Annotated in this window: 15 protein-coding genes and 1 tRNA gene; 12 read left to right on the top strand and 4 right to left on the bottom strand. The window is 57.4% G+C overall.

Features of this window, described 5'->3' with window-relative positions:
- Positions 1-28 precede the first annotated feature (28 nt).
- From rpoE to BM403_RS17125, 3 genes are read left to right on the top strand one after another with little or no spacing between them, the layout of a single operon-like run.
- Positions 29-610 carry an RNA polymerase sigma factor RpoE/AlgU gene (gene rpoE / locus BM403_RS17135; protein ID WP_003172477.1) on the top strand — a complete coding sequence of 194 codons (582 nt, stop codon included), beginning with the start codon at positions 29-31 and terminating at the stop codon, positions 608-610.
- A 32-nt stretch (positions 611-642) separates the two neighbouring features.
- Complete coding sequence (locus BM403_RS17130; RefSeq protein ID WP_012722767.1) at positions 643-1,230, top strand: sigma-E factor negative regulatory protein; 588 nt, start codon at positions 643-645, stop codon at positions 1,228-1,230.
- 15 nt (positions 1,231-1,245) lie between these two features.
- Positions 1,246-2,208 (top strand): MucB/RseB C-terminal domain-containing protein, encoded by a 963-nt coding sequence (locus tag BM403_RS17125; RefSeq protein ID WP_046034527.1) that lies wholly within the window; start codon positions 1,246-1,248, stop codon positions 2,206-2,208.
- Positions 2,209-2,237: 29 nt separating this feature from the next.
- Here BM403_RS17125 and BM403_RS31590 read toward each other — a convergent pair whose 3' ends face one another.
- Positions 2,238-2,417 (bottom strand): hypothetical protein, encoded by a 180-nt coding sequence (locus BM403_RS31590; RefSeq protein WP_102061808.1) that lies wholly within the window; start codon positions 2,415-2,417, stop codon positions 2,238-2,240.
- 25 nt (positions 2,418-2,442) lie between these two features.
- Here BM403_RS31590 and BM403_RS17120 point away from each other — a divergent pair, with 25 nt between their 5' ends.
- The gene (locus BM403_RS17120; RefSeq protein WP_046034528.1) at positions 2,443-3,879 is read left to right on the top strand and encodes a DegQ family serine endoprotease; all 1,437 of its coding nucleotides are present in this window, start codon (positions 2,443-2,445) and stop codon (positions 3,877-3,879) included.
- 65 nt (positions 3,880-3,944) lie between these two features.
- On the opposite strand, the gene BM403_RS17115 is transcribed toward BM403_RS17120, so the two are convergent.
- Entirely contained in the window at positions 3,945-5,378 is a 1,434-nt protein-coding gene (locus tag BM403_RS17115; RefSeq protein WP_012722770.1) for a M48 family metalloprotease, read from the bottom strand.
- A 95-nt stretch (positions 5,379-5,473) separates the two neighbouring features.
- On the opposite strand from BM403_RS17115, the gene BM403_RS17110 reads away from it, so the two are divergent.
- Positions 5,474-5,713: a sulfurtransferase TusA family protein gene (locus BM403_RS17110; protein WP_010212198.1), complete on the top strand. Its 240-nt coding sequence runs from the start codon at positions 5,474-5,476 to the stop codon at positions 5,711-5,713.
- Between the two features lie 31 nt (positions 5,714-5,744).
- Positions 5,745-6,815 (top strand): AI-2E family transporter, encoded by a 1,071-nt coding sequence (locus BM403_RS17105; protein ID WP_012722771.1) that lies wholly within the window; start codon positions 5,745-5,747, stop codon positions 6,813-6,815.
- Positions 6,816-6,978: 163 nt separating this feature from the next.
- Here BM403_RS17105 and BM403_RS17100 read toward each other — a convergent pair whose 3' ends face one another.
- The gene (locus BM403_RS17100; protein WP_046034529.1) at positions 6,979-7,452 is read right to left on the bottom strand and encodes a peroxiredoxin; all 474 of its coding nucleotides are present in this window, start codon (positions 7,450-7,452) and stop codon (positions 6,979-6,981) included.
- Positions 7,453-7,463: 11 nt separating this feature from the next.
- Complete coding sequence (locus tag BM403_RS17095) at positions 7,464-8,024, bottom strand: glycine cleavage system transcriptional repressor (protein WP_012722773.1); 561 nt, start codon at positions 8,022-8,024, stop codon at positions 7,464-7,466.
- Positions 8,025-8,297: 273 nt separating this feature from the next.
- On the opposite strand from BM403_RS17095, the gene dapA reads away from it, so the two are divergent.
- The 6 genes from dapA (at position 8,298) to BM403_RS17065 (ending at position 13,822) form a co-directional block, all read left to right on the top strand.
- Complete coding sequence (gene dapA / locus BM403_RS17090; protein WP_012722774.1) at positions 8,298-9,176, top strand: 4-hydroxy-tetrahydrodipicolinate synthase; 879 nt, start codon at positions 8,298-8,300, stop codon at positions 9,174-9,176.
- Between the two features lie 17 nt (positions 9,177-9,193).
- The gene (gene bamC / locus BM403_RS17085; protein WP_012722775.1) at positions 9,194-10,309 is read left to right on the top strand and encodes an outer membrane protein assembly factor BamC; all 1,116 of its coding nucleotides are present in this window, start codon (positions 9,194-9,196) and stop codon (positions 10,307-10,309) included.
- A gap of 4 nt (positions 10,310-10,313) precedes the next feature.
- Positions 10,314-11,072, top strand: coding sequence for an MBL fold metallo-hydrolase (locus BM403_RS17080; protein WP_093543903.1), 759 nt, complete (start codon positions 10,314-10,316; stop codon positions 11,070-11,072).
- Between the two features lie 27 nt (positions 11,073-11,099).
- Complete coding sequence (purC, locus tag BM403_RS17075) at positions 11,100-11,813, top strand: phosphoribosylaminoimidazolesuccinocarboxamide synthase (RefSeq protein WP_010212191.1); 714 nt, start codon at positions 11,100-11,102, stop codon at positions 11,811-11,813.
- A gap of 83 nt (positions 11,814-11,896) precedes the next feature.
- A tRNA-Ser gene (locus BM403_RS17070) sits at positions 11,897-11,986 on the top strand.
- A 135-nt stretch (positions 11,987-12,121) separates the two neighbouring features.
- On the top strand, positions 12,122-13,822 hold the full coding sequence (locus BM403_RS17065) for a hypothetical protein (protein WP_175538083.1): 1,701 nt from the start codon (positions 12,122-12,124) through the stop codon (positions 13,820-13,822).
- Positions 13,823-13,832 lie beyond the last annotated feature (10 nt).

The following is a 13,832-nucleotide window of genomic DNA, read 5'->3' as shown; positions in this document are numbered from 1 at the left end:
CCTCCTTCAAGTACAACGAGGAGTGTTCATGCTAACCCAGGAAGAGGATCAGCAGCTGGTCGAGCGCGTTCAACGCGGCGACAAGCGAGCTTTTGATCTGCTAGTGCTGAAATACCAGCACAAAATTCTCGGGTTGATCGTGCGGTTTGTGCACGACACCCATGAAGCGCAGGACGTTGCACAGGAGGCCTTTATCAAGGCTTACCGTGCACTTGGTAATTTTCGCGGTGACAGTGCGTTTTACACGTGGCTCTACCGCATCGCCATCAACACGGCGAAGAACTATCTGGTGTCTCGCGGACGCCGCCCACCAGATAGCGATGTAAGTTCAGAAGATGCGGAATTTTACGATGGTGATCACGGCCTCAAGGATCTCGAGTCGCCGGAGCGTGCATTGCTGCGCGACGAGATCGAAGGCACCGTTCATCGCACAATTCAGCAACTGCCAGAAGATTTACGTACGGCGTTAACTTTACGTGAATTCGATGGTCTGAGTTACGAAGACATTGCGAGCGTCATGCAGTGTCCGGTGGGGACTGTAAGGTCACGGATTTTCCGGGCCCGGGAAGCCATCGATAAAGCCTTGCAACCGTTGTTGCAAGAGAACTAAAGACAGCGGCGACAGCCAAGAGAGGAACCGCCATGAGTCGTGATGCCCTGCAGGAATCGCTGTCCGCAGTGATGGATAACGAAGCGGATGAACTGGAACTTCGTCGAGTGCTCAATGCATTTGATGATGCCGAAACCCGTGACACCTGGTCTCGTTACCAAGTCGCTCGGGCGGTGATGCACAAGGATCTTCTAATCCCTCGTCTGGATATTGCTGCGGCTGTTTCTGCTGCGCTGGCTGATGAAGCCGTTCCGGCTAAAGCTACTCGTGGTCCATGGCGTAGCCTGGGTCGCCTGGCAGTTGCAGCCTCGGTGACTGTTGCCGTGTTGGCCGGTGTTCGCCTGTACAATCAAGACGAAATCGCGGGTGCCGAGCTCGCCCAACAGACTCAGCAGCCGGTCATGGCCGGTCCGCAAGTCAAAGGCCCAGCGGTACTGGCCGGCTACAAGGAAAGCTCCGACACCACCGGCCCTATGGCTAACGGTGTGTTGCAAGGGCAATCCGGCTGGCAAGACCAGCGTCTTCCAGGTTACCTGCGTCAACACGCACAGGAATCAGCCCTGAAAGGCACTGAAAGCGCTCTGCCATACGCTCGCGCAGCAAGTCTGGAAAACCGCTAATCCGTAAGGAGCTCTATGCGAGCCATACCGCTCCTTACGCTTTTGCTCAGTAGTTGGTTTGCACTCCCCGCCCACGCCGATGAAGCCCAAGATTGGCTGACTCGACTTGGGCGTGCAGAGCAGCAGCAGAGCTTTCAAGGTACGTTCGTCTACGAACGTAACGGCAGTTTTTCTACCCATGACATCTGGCATCGTGTCCAGAATGGTCAAGTCCGTGAGCGGCTCTTGCAACTCGACGGTTCCGCCCAGGAAGTCGTGCGGTTGGACGGTCGTACACAATGTGTCAGCGGCACCCTCGTCGCAGGCTTGGGCAACTCACGTGATGCACCTTCACGTGCGCTGGATCCGCAAAAACTCAATGAATTCTACGAACTGGCCGTCATTGGCAAATCCCGTGTGGCCGGTAGAAATGCGGTCATCGTATCGATCACGCCGCGTGACCAGTACCGTTATGGGTTTGAATTGCACTTGGATCGAGAGACCGCGCTGCCGCTCAAATCCCTGTTGTTGAACGACCAAGGGCAATTGCTGGAGCGCTTCCAGTTCACGCGGTTGGATACCTCGCAGGTACCTGACGAACGTGATCTGCAACCTAGTGGTGAATGCACGCCTATCGCCGTCGCTAATGGCAAGGCGCCAGAAGTGCAGTCTACCGAGACTTGGCATATGGAGTGGTTGCCACCCGGTTTTCAACTGACCCGTAGCAGCGCCCACAAAGACATCCACACCAAAGCGACTGTCGACAGCCTGATGTATGAAGACGGGCTGGCGCGTTTCTCGGTGTTCCTTGAGCCGATCAGCGATGTGAGCGTGACCGAAACCCGCACTCAGCTGGGCCCTACGGTTGCAGTATCGCGTCGCCTCAATACGGTGGACGGCGAGATGATGGTGACGGTGGTGGGTGAGATACCCATCGGCACCGCAGAACGTATCGCGTTGTCGGTGCGCGGTGAAAAAAAGCCAGTCCCCCAGCCGTGAGTCGTTAATCCTATGTTCATCCTGACCTTTCACTGTATTTCCATGCCAGGTTGGCTGCCGAGAGCATGAAATGTCTGGATCAGCATTTTCACTTGCAAAAATCCTTCATGTTTTTTATAGGTCAGGGCTTGTCGGCTCTGGCCTTGATTTGTTCGCGGAACAAAGATGTCGGTCGCAGTTTTCGGCGTTTCTTGAACCCTGTCGCTCAACCCTGCTCGTCGTAACGGGAGCTGTATGTCGATACCACGTTTGAAGTCTTACCTATCCATAGTCGCCACAGTGTTGGTGCTGGGTCAGGCCTTACCTGCGCAAGCAGTCGAGCTGCCTGACTTCACCCAATTGGTTGAGCAAGCCTCGCCTGCAGTTGTGAATATCAGTACCACGCAAAAACTGCCGGATCGCAAAGTCTCCAACCAGCAGATGCCGGACCTGGAAGGCCTGCCACCGATGCTGCGCGAGTTCTTCGAGCGTGGCATGCCGCAACAGCGCGCACCGCGCGGCGGCGGTGGTCAACGTGAAGCTCAGTCTCTGGGCTCGGGCTTCATCATCTCGCCGGATGGCTATATCCTCACCAACAATCACGTGATTGCCGACGCCGATGAGATTCTCGTGCGCCTGGCTGATCGCAGTGAGCTGAAAGCCAAGCTGGTCGGCACCGATCCACGTTCCGATGTGGCTTTGCTGAAAATCGAAGGCAAAGACCTGCCTGTGCTGAAACTGGGTAAATCCCAGGACCTGAAAGCCGGCCAGTGGGTGGTTGCCATCGGTTCGCCGTTCGGTTTTGACCATACCGTTACCCAAGGCATCGTCAGCGCCATCGGCCGCAGCTTGCCGAACGAAAACTACGTGCCGTTCATCCAGACCGACGTGCCGATCAACCCAGGTAACTCTGGTGGTCCGCTGTTCAACCTGGCGGGCGAAGTGGTGGGCATCAACTCGCAGATCTACACGCGTTCCGGTGGTTTCATGGGCGTCTCGTTCGCGATCCCGATCGACGTCGCCATGGATGTTTCCAATCAACTGAAAAGCGGTGGCAAGGTCAGTCGTGGTTGGTTGGGTGTGGTCATCCAGGAAGTGAACAAAGACTTGGCTGAGTCCTTTGGCCTCGACAAACCGGCCGGTGCCCTGGTCGCGCAGATCCAGGACGACGGTCCGGCTGCCAAAGGTGGCCTGCAAGTCGGCGACGTGATCCTGAGCATGAACGGCCAGCCGATCGTCATGTCGGCCGACCTGCCGCATCTGGTAGGCGCACTCAAGGCTGGCAGCAAGGCCAAGCTGGAAGTGATCCGCGAAGGCAAGCGCCAGAATGTTGAGCTGACGGTGGGCGCCATCCCTGAAGAAGGCGCAACGCTGGATGCACTGGGCAACGCCAAGCCAGGTGCCGAGCGCAGCAGCAATCGCCTGGGTATCGCCGTGGCCGAGTTGACCGATGAGCAGAAGAAGAGCTTCGACCTCAAGAGCGGCGTCGTGATCAAGGAAGTGCAGGACGGCCCTGCCTCCCTGATCGGCCTGCAGCCGGGTGACGTGATTACGCACCTGAACAACCAGGCAATCGACAACACCAAGCAATTCACCGACATCGCCAAGGCGTTGCCGAAGAACCGTTCGGTGTCGATGCGCGTGCTGCGCCAGGGGCGTGCCAGCTTCATCACCTTCAAACTGGCTGAGTAAATCGGTAAAAACAAAAAGCCCCGCCTTCGTTTAACGAGGGCGGGGCTTTTTTGTGCCTGGTCGGTTTAGCTCATCATCCCTTTAACCAAGCGTTCCTGCTCGATCAACTCACGCTGGCGTGCGTCGATGCGCGACGACAGTGGGAAATTGTTACCGGCCCGACGCTTGGCAAAGTCCAATTGCTGAATGGCCTGCTGGAAATCACCCACCAACGCAAAGTATTCGGCGCGGGCCTGATGCAGGCCGATGATGTTGCCGGACAACCCGCGTGTTTCGGCGACCTGGTACCAGACGTCCGGATCATCCGGACGCGACTTGAGCAAGCTGTCCAACGCCTTTTCCGCGTCCGCCGTGCGGTTCTGCTTGAGCAGCAGATCCACGCGCACCTGATTCAACGGATAGTTGCCCGGATACTGGGTCAGCATCCGATCCGTCCGTTGCTGGGCATCCGGCAGGCGGCTGTTGTCGATGTCCAATTGGATCTGCGCCAGGTTGTAAGTGATGTCGTTGGGCGCCTTGGCCAGCAGCGCCGCCAGGTTTTCCCGTGCCTGCTTGAACTGAGAGCCTTTGATTTGTGCAATAGCCAGGCCGTAGCGCGCCACATCATTCTTCGGGTTCTCGTCCAACTGCGCCTGGAAGCGCTTGGCGGCGAGGCCCGAGGTGTCTTCGTATTGCAACTGCACCCGCGCGCGAATCAGCTGATAGCGCAGGCTGTCTTCCTTGCCACCAGGCTTGGACTGCTCGGCACGGTTGCGGGTGTCGGCGATCCGCGATTCGGTGACTGGGTGCGTCAGCAGGAATTCCGGTGGCTTGGCATCGAAGCGGTACTGGCGCATCAGGCGCTCGAACATGGTCGGCATGGAGCGCGGGTCGTAACCGGCTTTTTCCAGGTTGAGGATGCCGATGCGGTCCGCTTCCTGTTCGTTCTGGCGGGAGAACCGGCGTTGTTCCTGGATCGCGGCGGCCTGGGTGCCGGCAATGGCGGCGATACCGGCATCACCGGCACCGGCGGCTGCCGCGATGATGCCGCCGAGCAGCGCGGCCATCATCGGGATCTGCATGCGCTGTTGCGCTTCAACGCCACGGGCGAAGTGGCGTTGGGACAAGTGCGCCAGTTCGTGAGCCAGTACCGAGGCATATTCGCCTTCGGTCTGGGCGTTGAGGAACAGGCCGCCGTTCACACCGACAATCCCGCCAGGCGCGGCGAAGGCGTTCAGTTGCGGGCTGTTGATGAGGATGAACTCCAGGCGCCGGTCGTTGACCTGGCTGGTCTCCACCAGTTTGTACACGCTGGTCTCGACGTAGTCCTTGAGTTGCGGGTCGTTGAGCTGCGAGACCTGGCCCCGCAGGTAAGCCAGCCACGCACGGCCCAGCTGGTATTCCTGTTGTGGCGAGACAATGGCAGAACTGGCGTCGCCAAGTGACGGTAGGTCGTCAGCGAAGCCTGGGGAGGCCAGCAGGCAAGCCAGCGTCAGCAGGGTAGGGCGCAAAAAAGTCATGCACAGAGCCTTTCGACAAAGAGCTTACTGTAGCCGGACACTGAGCTTCGGACCAGATATTCTAAGCAACCCAAACGCGTGCCCGGAGTAAAAACATGACCGACGCTGTAGCCTTTGATGCCGAACTCGATGCCAGCGGCCTCAATTGCCCGTTGCCCTTGCTCAAGGCCAAGCTGGAACTCAATCGTTTGGCCAGTGGCGCAGTGCTTAAGGTGATCGCCACGGACGCTGGCTCCCAGCGCGACTTTCGAACCTTTGCCAAACTGGCCGGCCACACCCTGCTGCATGAAGAAGACGCCGCCGGTGTGTACCGCTATTGGTTGCGCAAGGCCTGAACCGTTTGCCCCCACCACCCGAGGTTGATTGATGTTCAAAGTGTTACGAGACTGGATTCAGCGCTACTTCTCCGATGAGGAGGCCGTGGTGCTGGCGGTCCTGCTGTTTCTGGCCTTTACGGCCGTGCTCACCTTGGGCGGCATGCTGGCGCCCGTATTGGCGGGGATGGTGCTGGCTTACCTGATGCAGGGCCTGGTGACCACGCTGGAACGCTTGCGCTTGCCGGGCGGTGCTGCGGTGGGGCTGGTCTTTGCCTTGTTCATGGGCCTGTTGGTGCTGTTTATCGTGGTGGTATTGCCGTTGTTATGGCATCAGCTGATCACGCTGTTCAATGAGTTGCCGGGCATGCTCGCCAAGTGGCAATCGCTGTTGTTGCTGTTGCCGGAGCGCTACCCGCATCTGGTGTCGGACGAGCAGGTGTTGCAAGCCATCGAAGTGGCGCGTGGCGAGATCGGAAAATTCGGCCAGTGGGCGCTGACCTTTTCCTTGTCCAGCCTGCCGCTGCTGGTCAACATCATGATCTACCTGGTGCTGGTGCCGATCCTGGTGTTCTTCTTCCTCAAGGACCGCGCCATGATCGGTCGCTGGGTACGTGGCTATCTGCCCCGCGAGCGCGCGCTGATCACACGCGTGGCCGAAGAGATGAACCGGCAGATCGCCAACTACATCCGTGGCAAGGTTATCGAGATCATCATCTGCGGGGGCGTGACCTACATCGCGTTTATCGCCCTGGACCTGAACTACGCGGCCTTGCTGGCATTGCTGGTCGGCATTTCAGTGGTGGTACCGTACGTCGGCGCCGTGGTGGTGACCGTGCCCGTGACCCTGATCGCCTTGTTCCAGTGGGGGTGGAGCGATCAGTTCATCTACCTGATGGCGGTATACGGGATCATCCAGACGCTGGATGGCAACGTGCTGGTGCCGCTGCTGTTCTCTGAGGCGGTCAACCTGCACCCAGTGGCGATCATCTGCGCAGTGCTGTTGTTTGGTGGGCTGTGGGGTTTCTGGGGCGTGTTTTTTGCGATCCCGCTGGCAACACTGTTCAAGGCGGTGCTGGATGCATGGCCACGACAAGAGCCGGTGGTAGCGCCGCTGTTGTAACGTCACAAATAACTTACTGTAGTGAGCGGGCTTGCCCCGCGCCGGGCTGCGCAGCAGCCCCAAAACCTGCATTCGCGTTTTATCTGAAAGACCGCGGCGGCTGTATTGGGGCTGCTTCGCAGCCCAGCGCGGGGCAAGCCCGCTCACTACAAACGCCCGCGTTTCAGGCCTTGTTTAAAGCCTGTGCTGCCGCCAATACGGCATCCACATGGCCTGGCACCTTCACGCCGCGCCATTCCTGGCGCAGCACACCTTCGCTGTCGATCAGAAAGGTGCTGCGGTCCACACCCAAGTATTCCTTGCCGTACAGCTTCTTCAACTTGATCACATCAAACAGCTGGCAAACCGCTTCATCCTTGTCGCTGATCAGCTCGAAGGGGAATTCCTGCTTGCCCTTGAAGTTCTCGTGGGACTTCACGCTGTCGCGCGACACGCCGAACACTTCGGTGTTGGCCGCCTTGAACGCTGCGTACTGGTCGCGAAAGCCCTGGCCCTCGGTGGTGCAACCCGGCGTGCTGTCCTTCGGATAGAAGTAGATCACCACTTGCTTGCCCTTGAGAGCTGCGAGGCTGAAGGTCTGGCCGCTGGTGGCCGGGGCTTCGAAATCGGCTACAGGTTTGTCGATGACTACCGTCATGAAAAACTTCCTTACATTGGGTTCTGTGGGCGCCATGGCTCGATCAAGGCGTCGAGGTTCAGGGCATCGGCGAAATCCAGGAACTGGTCGCGCAGCCAACTGATCTGCACGCCAGCCGGCAAGGTCACGGTAAACGTGGCGTTCAACATGGTGCCGCCGGTTTGCGGGGCCAGGTAGGTGTCGCAGGTCAGGTTCTCCAGTTCGACGTTGTGGTCGATGAAGAACTGGCACAGCTCGTTGACGATGTCCGAGCGATAGGCGGAACTGACATAGGCGACATAAGGCAGGGCCTGGGGACGATTCTCCAGGGCAGCACTGCGTACCACATTGACGGTGAAATCATGCTTCTTGGCCAGGCCCGGCAGGCCCGTCTCCAGGCGCGCCAGGGCATCCCATGTGCCGGAGATCTGCAAGACCAGCGCGCTGCACTCGCCATGGCGGGTCAGGCGGGAGGTCACGACGGCGCAGCGGTTTTCATGGCTGGCGCGGCACAGGACGTTGGTCAGCTCCATGGGGTTGGCGCCGAGGGCACTGATAACAAGGAATTGTTCGCGAACTGTGGGGGTGGACATGCAGCCTTCCTAAAACGATGAGCGGTCGATACCGTGAGGGCTGTATCGATCAAAGGATGAAGGGTAGCGAAAACCGCCGCCAAGGGATAGGAGGTGGCGTTTTCATTACGTGATCGGTCTGATTTCATCGTGCGTCAGAGCATGCTTTTGTCCAATGATGGCATTGCCCGTCGTTTAGTTGCGCCAGAACGCATCCTCACGCGGTACTTCGCTTGTACAAGCATCTTGGCGCCAGTACCATTACGGCTCTCTTTTTCCGGCAGGAGCGGTTGCATGATTGCGGGCAGTATGGTGGCACTGGTCACACCCATGGATGCACAAGGTCGTCTCGACTGGGACAGCCTGGGCAAACTGGTGGACTTCCACCTGCAAGAAGGCACCAACGCCATCGTGGCGGTCGGCACCACCGGTGAATCGGCCACCCTTGATGTGGAAGAACACATCCAGGTGATCGAATTCGTGGTCAAGCGTGTCGCGGGCCGTATCGCCGTGATCGCTGGTACGGGCGCCAACTCGACGCGTGAAGCGATCGAGCTGACCAAAAACGCCAAGAAGGCGGGTGCCGATGCCTGCCTGCTGGTGACCCCGTACTACAACAAGCCGACCCAGGAAGGCTTGTACCAGCACTTCCGCGCCATTGCCGAAGCGGTCGCTATCCCGCAGATCCTCTATAACGTGCCGGGTCGTACCGCGTGCGACATGAAGGCCGAGACCGTGATCCGCCTGTCCACCGTGCCGAACATCATCGGTATCAAGGAAGCCACCGGCGACCTGCAGCGCGCCAAGGACATCTTGGCCGGCGTGAGCAGCGATTTCCTGGTGTATTCCGGTGACGACGCCACCGCGGTCGAGCTGATCCTGTTGGGCGGTAAAGGCAATATCTCCGTGACCGCCAACGTGGCCCCGCGTGCCATGAGCGACATGTGCGCCGCCGCCATTGCTGGCGACGCCGTGACCGCCCGCGCGATCCACGAGAAGCTGATGCCGCTCAACAAGACACTGTTTATCGAATCCAACCCTATTCCCGTGAAGTGGGCGCTGACTGAAATGGGCATGATGCCGGACGGTATCCGTCTGCCGCTCACCCGTCTCAGCGAAGCCTGTCACGAACCGCTGCGACAGGCCCTGCGCCAGTCCGGCGTCCTGGTTTAATTGAGGAAGCACTACGCATGAAGCGATTGGCCGGACTTTCCGCACTTGCCTTGATTATCTCCAGCACCAGTGGCTGCGGTTGGATCTGGGGCCCGGAAGGCTACTTCCGTGACCGCGGCAGCGATTACCTGGAAGCACAACCCACCAAACCGATGGAATTGCCGCCGGGCGTCAACGTCGCCAAGCGCCTTGACCCGTTGCTGCCGATCCCGCGCAACGTCGCCGACGACACCACCAAAGGTGAATACGTGGTGCCACGTCCACAGCCGATCTCGGCCGTGGCGGATGCCAGCGACTACAGCCTGCAGAAGAGCGGCGACTCCCGCTGGATCGTGGCCCAGCGTCCACCTGCCGAAGTCTGGCCAGTGGCGGTGCAGTTCTTCCAGGACAACGGTTTCCGTATCGACGAGCAGCGCCCGCAGACCGGTGAATTCACCACGGCATGGCAGCAGGGCAGCGAATTGTCCGCCACCATGGCCAAGCGCCTGCAGGCCGGTGGTGTAGCTGCCGACAGCGAAGCCCGTGTGCGTGTGCGCATCGAGCCAGGCGTGCAGCGTAATACCAGTGAAGTCTACGTGGTCAGCGCCGAGCGTCCTGCCGGCAGCACCGCCAACGTTGATTTCACCAACCGCTCGGTCAACACCGGCGTCGACTCGGCACTGGTCGACGAAATGCTGGCCAGCATGAGCCGTATCTCCGAGAAGGGCGGCTCCGTGTCCCTGCTCGCCGCCCGTGATTACGACACCCCGAGCCGTGTCAGCCTTACCGAAGACGGCAGCGGCAACGTGGTGCTGAACCTGGGTGAAGACCTCGATCGCGCCTGGGCCAGTGTCGGCCGCGCGTTGGAGCAGGGCCCTTGGCGCGTAGAAGACATCAACCGCAGCCTCGGCCTGTACTACATCAACGTGGCTGAAAAGGCCGAGCGTAAAGATGAAGAGCCCGGTTTCTTCGGCAAGCTGTTCGGCAGTAAGCCGACCAAGGAAGAAATCGAGACTCGCGCCGAGCGTTACCAGGTTCGTTTGAGCAAGGTTGGCGAAAGCGTGCAGGTTACCGTCGAGAAGAACATCAATACCGTTGCGCCCGCTGAAACAGCGCGCAAAGTGTTGGGCGTGATTCAAGACAACCTGGGCTGATCCGGTGCGTTTTGCCGTTCTCGGCAGCGGTAGCCAAGGGAACGGTACGCTGGTCGCCCACGACGACACGTACGTGCTGGCGGATTGTGGTTTCTCGTTAAAAGAAACCGAGCGTCGCCTGTTGCGCCTGGGGGTTCACCCCGCGCAGCTGAGCGCGATTCTGGTGACCCACGAACATGCCGACCACGTGCATGGCGTGGGTTTGCTGTCTCGGCGCTACAATCTTCCGGTGTACCTCAGTCGCGGTACCTTGCGCGGGATGCGCAAACCCATTGAACCCGCAGGTTTCCTGGCCGGTGGCGAGCAGCTGCAAATCGGTGCCTTGAGCATCGATGTGATTGCCGTGGCGCACGACGCCCAGGAACCGACGCAGTATGTCTTCAGTGACGGTGAGCGGCGCTTCGGCGTGCTCACCGACCTGGGCTCCTACTGCGCCAAGGTGCTGGACGGTTACCGGAACCTCGATGCCTTGATGATCGAGTCCAACCACTGCCGAGACCTGCTGGCTCGCGGTCATTACCCTTACTTTCTCAAGCAGCGGGTGGGTGGCGAACTGGGACACTTGAACAACCACCAGGCGGCGTACCTGGTGTATGAGTTGGGCTGGCAAGACTTGCAACACTTGGTCCTGGCCCACCTGAGCAGCAAGAACAACCTGCCGCAGCTGGCCCGGCAATGTTTTGTCGACACCCTCGGGTGCGACCCGGACTGGCTGCAACTGGCCGATCAAGATTCAGGGCTCGACTGGCGACACATCGCCTAGCCCACCATTTAGCAAGCGGAGCCCATCATGGAAAAACGTGAAGAACTCTACCGCGGCAAAGCCAAGTCGGTGTACAAGACCGACGACGCCAACCGCCTGATCCTGCTGTTTCGCAACGACACCTCGGCGTTCGACGGCAAGCGCATCGAACAACTTGATCGCAAAGGCATGGTGAACAACAAGTTCAACGCCTTCATCATGCAGAAGCTCGAAGCGGCCGGCATTCCGACCCAATTCGACAAACTGCTGGGCGACAACGAGTGCCTGGTCAAGAAGCTCGACATGATCCCGGTTGAATGCGTCGTGCGTAACTACGCCGCCGGCAGCCTGGTCAAGCGTCTGGGCGTGGAAGAGGGCCTCAAGCTCAATCCCTACACCTTCGAATTGTTCCTGAAGGACGACGCCAAGGGCGACCCGTTCATCAACGAATCCCACGTCGTGGCATTCGGCTGGGGCACCGCTGAGCAACTGGCGCGCATGAAGGAGTTGTCCCTCAAGGTCAACGACGTGCTGAGCAAACTGTTCGACGACGCAGGCCTGCTGCTGGTGGACTTCAAGCTCGAATTCGGCGTGTTCCACGACGGCTCCATCGTCCTGGGTGACGAATTCAGCCCGGACGGCTGCCGCCTGTGGGACAAAGACACCAAGAAGAAGATGGACAAAGACCGCTTCCGCCAGGGCCTCGGTGACGTTATCGAAGCCTACGAAGAAGTCGCCAATCGTCTCGGCGTACCGCTGTAATCGACGCAAGCATCTGATAGCACGGAAAAAATTCGCTTCGGCGCTTTGCTTTCCTGATCCACGCTGTTATGATGCGCGCCGTTGGAGAGATGCCAGAGTGGCCGAATGGGACGGATTCGAAATCCGTTGTACCTTCACCGGTACCTAGGGTTCGAATCCCTATCTCTCCGCCATTATTGAATACGGCTAAGCCCCTGAAATGGTTGAACATTTCAGGGGCTTTTTCGTTGTTGGGGTTTGGTTTAGGGCAAATTTAGGGCAAATAGGTATTGCCTGTGTATGGCAGGCATTTCAACGGAGGAAGTGCTGTGTTGTCAGAACGATGCTATATGGGCGTATGCTTTTTTCCTTTGGATGCTAATGCGCCAAAGCTATTCGGGTTTTCAGAATTTCTGGCAGGCCTAGCGCTCATGGTGCTCGCCTGGACAATCGGAGACGTGCGCTATCGTTTTCGAGTTCAAACGGCACCTATCCCTCTTAGGGGCTTTACCTTCTTTGTGGTTGCTACCGTTGGTGTGCTTACGCTGCTCACTGATTTATGGCGTGCCGAGCAGTGGTTTGTACCTGCAGGAAATCTTTTAAGCCCTGCATCGTGGCAAGCCCTTCTTGCAGGATTTTTTTTGCTCACTTTCCTAATGTGGGCATGGTTCGCATTTATCAGGCCTCCCATTTACAGCAAAAGGAATGCTAAGCAGTTTGCTCGAAGTCTTTACCACTTCATTCTCAAAGGATCTGCTGAAGAGTTAGCAGTGATCGCCGATGAGCTTTCATATTCGTCCAGAGCGCTTGTTCATCACGCAACTGAGAAAAAATCCCCGTATGGGCCGGGCGATGAGAAGCAAAGAAAAGTTTCTGATGTGGAGTCCTATGCCAACGATTTACTAATGTTGATTGCAGATAAAAGGTTCTGTCGTGTGATTGTGGAGTCGTCACCAGCAACTGCGCTAGGTATTTTTCAAGAAATGCAGGACGCGGATAAGTGTGTGCATGTCGAGATTTTTTCAAAAAATATTCTTAATCAGGCTCTTAGCAACAAAGAGTCTTTTATATTTCACGAGGCTGGAAGCTATGATTCTGGCTTGATTGGTTATCATAAGCCGCTTACTCAAGCTATGTTCTCGAATTACAAAATGGTTGAAGTCATCGGGACCCTACTGGATCCAGATATAATGCCCCAGCAAGATTGGGATGCTAGTCAGTGGGAGGGGTACAGTCGTATTGTGTTGATGACTTTGAGCGATTACGTCTCAAATCATTTCTGGCGGCATCCTTTTGCTTTATACCGAGCGAAGGGTTACATCGAAAGTGCTGCATCGGATCTCTACACGCTTAACGGCGTGCTTAGCTCTGCGTGGGATAAAGATGTGCTTGCGCGCTTACGCGTTACGATTGAGTTTATAAGTAAAGCTGTTGAGGTTCTTGATACAAAAGGTGTGTCGGACGATCTGATAAGGCGTAATCGTCCTGAGAACGGTATTTTTGAAAAAACTTTTTATGATCACTTGGCTGATATGATTTTAGAGGTTATTTGCGCTGCATCTAATGTCACGTCGCCAAATTGGGAGTGCTGGGTCGTTCAGCATAATTCAGTGTGGAGTAAGTTTTTTAATAATCATAAACTGGCCACCCGCGTTGGGAAAGTGATTAAATTTAAGGTGCGCCGTCTTTTGTATAATGAGGTTTTGGAGATGAATGGATTTCCAAATTTCAGGGGCGCTAAAATTCTTGCTCTTTGTTTAAATGTTATGGGTTTAGTCCCAGTGAAGGGTGATTACAGTAAAAGTAGCCGGGCTCTTCATCTGGCCATGCTTTCTTGGGTGAGAAGTAATTACGGCGCACTTCACTCTCATAACCCTAGGCTTGCTGACGCATGCCTGGTTGGGAACATGAGTTATGATCAAGTAAACTCTAGGTTGGTGAAAACTGCTCCCTTGGAAGGACTTCGTACTGAACCTCGGTATGAGTACCTTGACTTGGTCCCTGTCCAGGAGGGAGCGCCTGACAAGTAGGTTTCTACCA

This window comes from Pseudomonas sp. OV546 (assembly GCF_900116845.1).
Lineage (GTDB): Bacteria > Pseudomonadota > Gammaproteobacteria > Pseudomonadales > Pseudomonadaceae > Aquipseudomonas > Aquipseudomonas petroselini.
The sequence above is the reverse complement of the archived record's forward strand: the minus strand, read 5'-3'. Positions and strand labels throughout refer to the sequence as shown.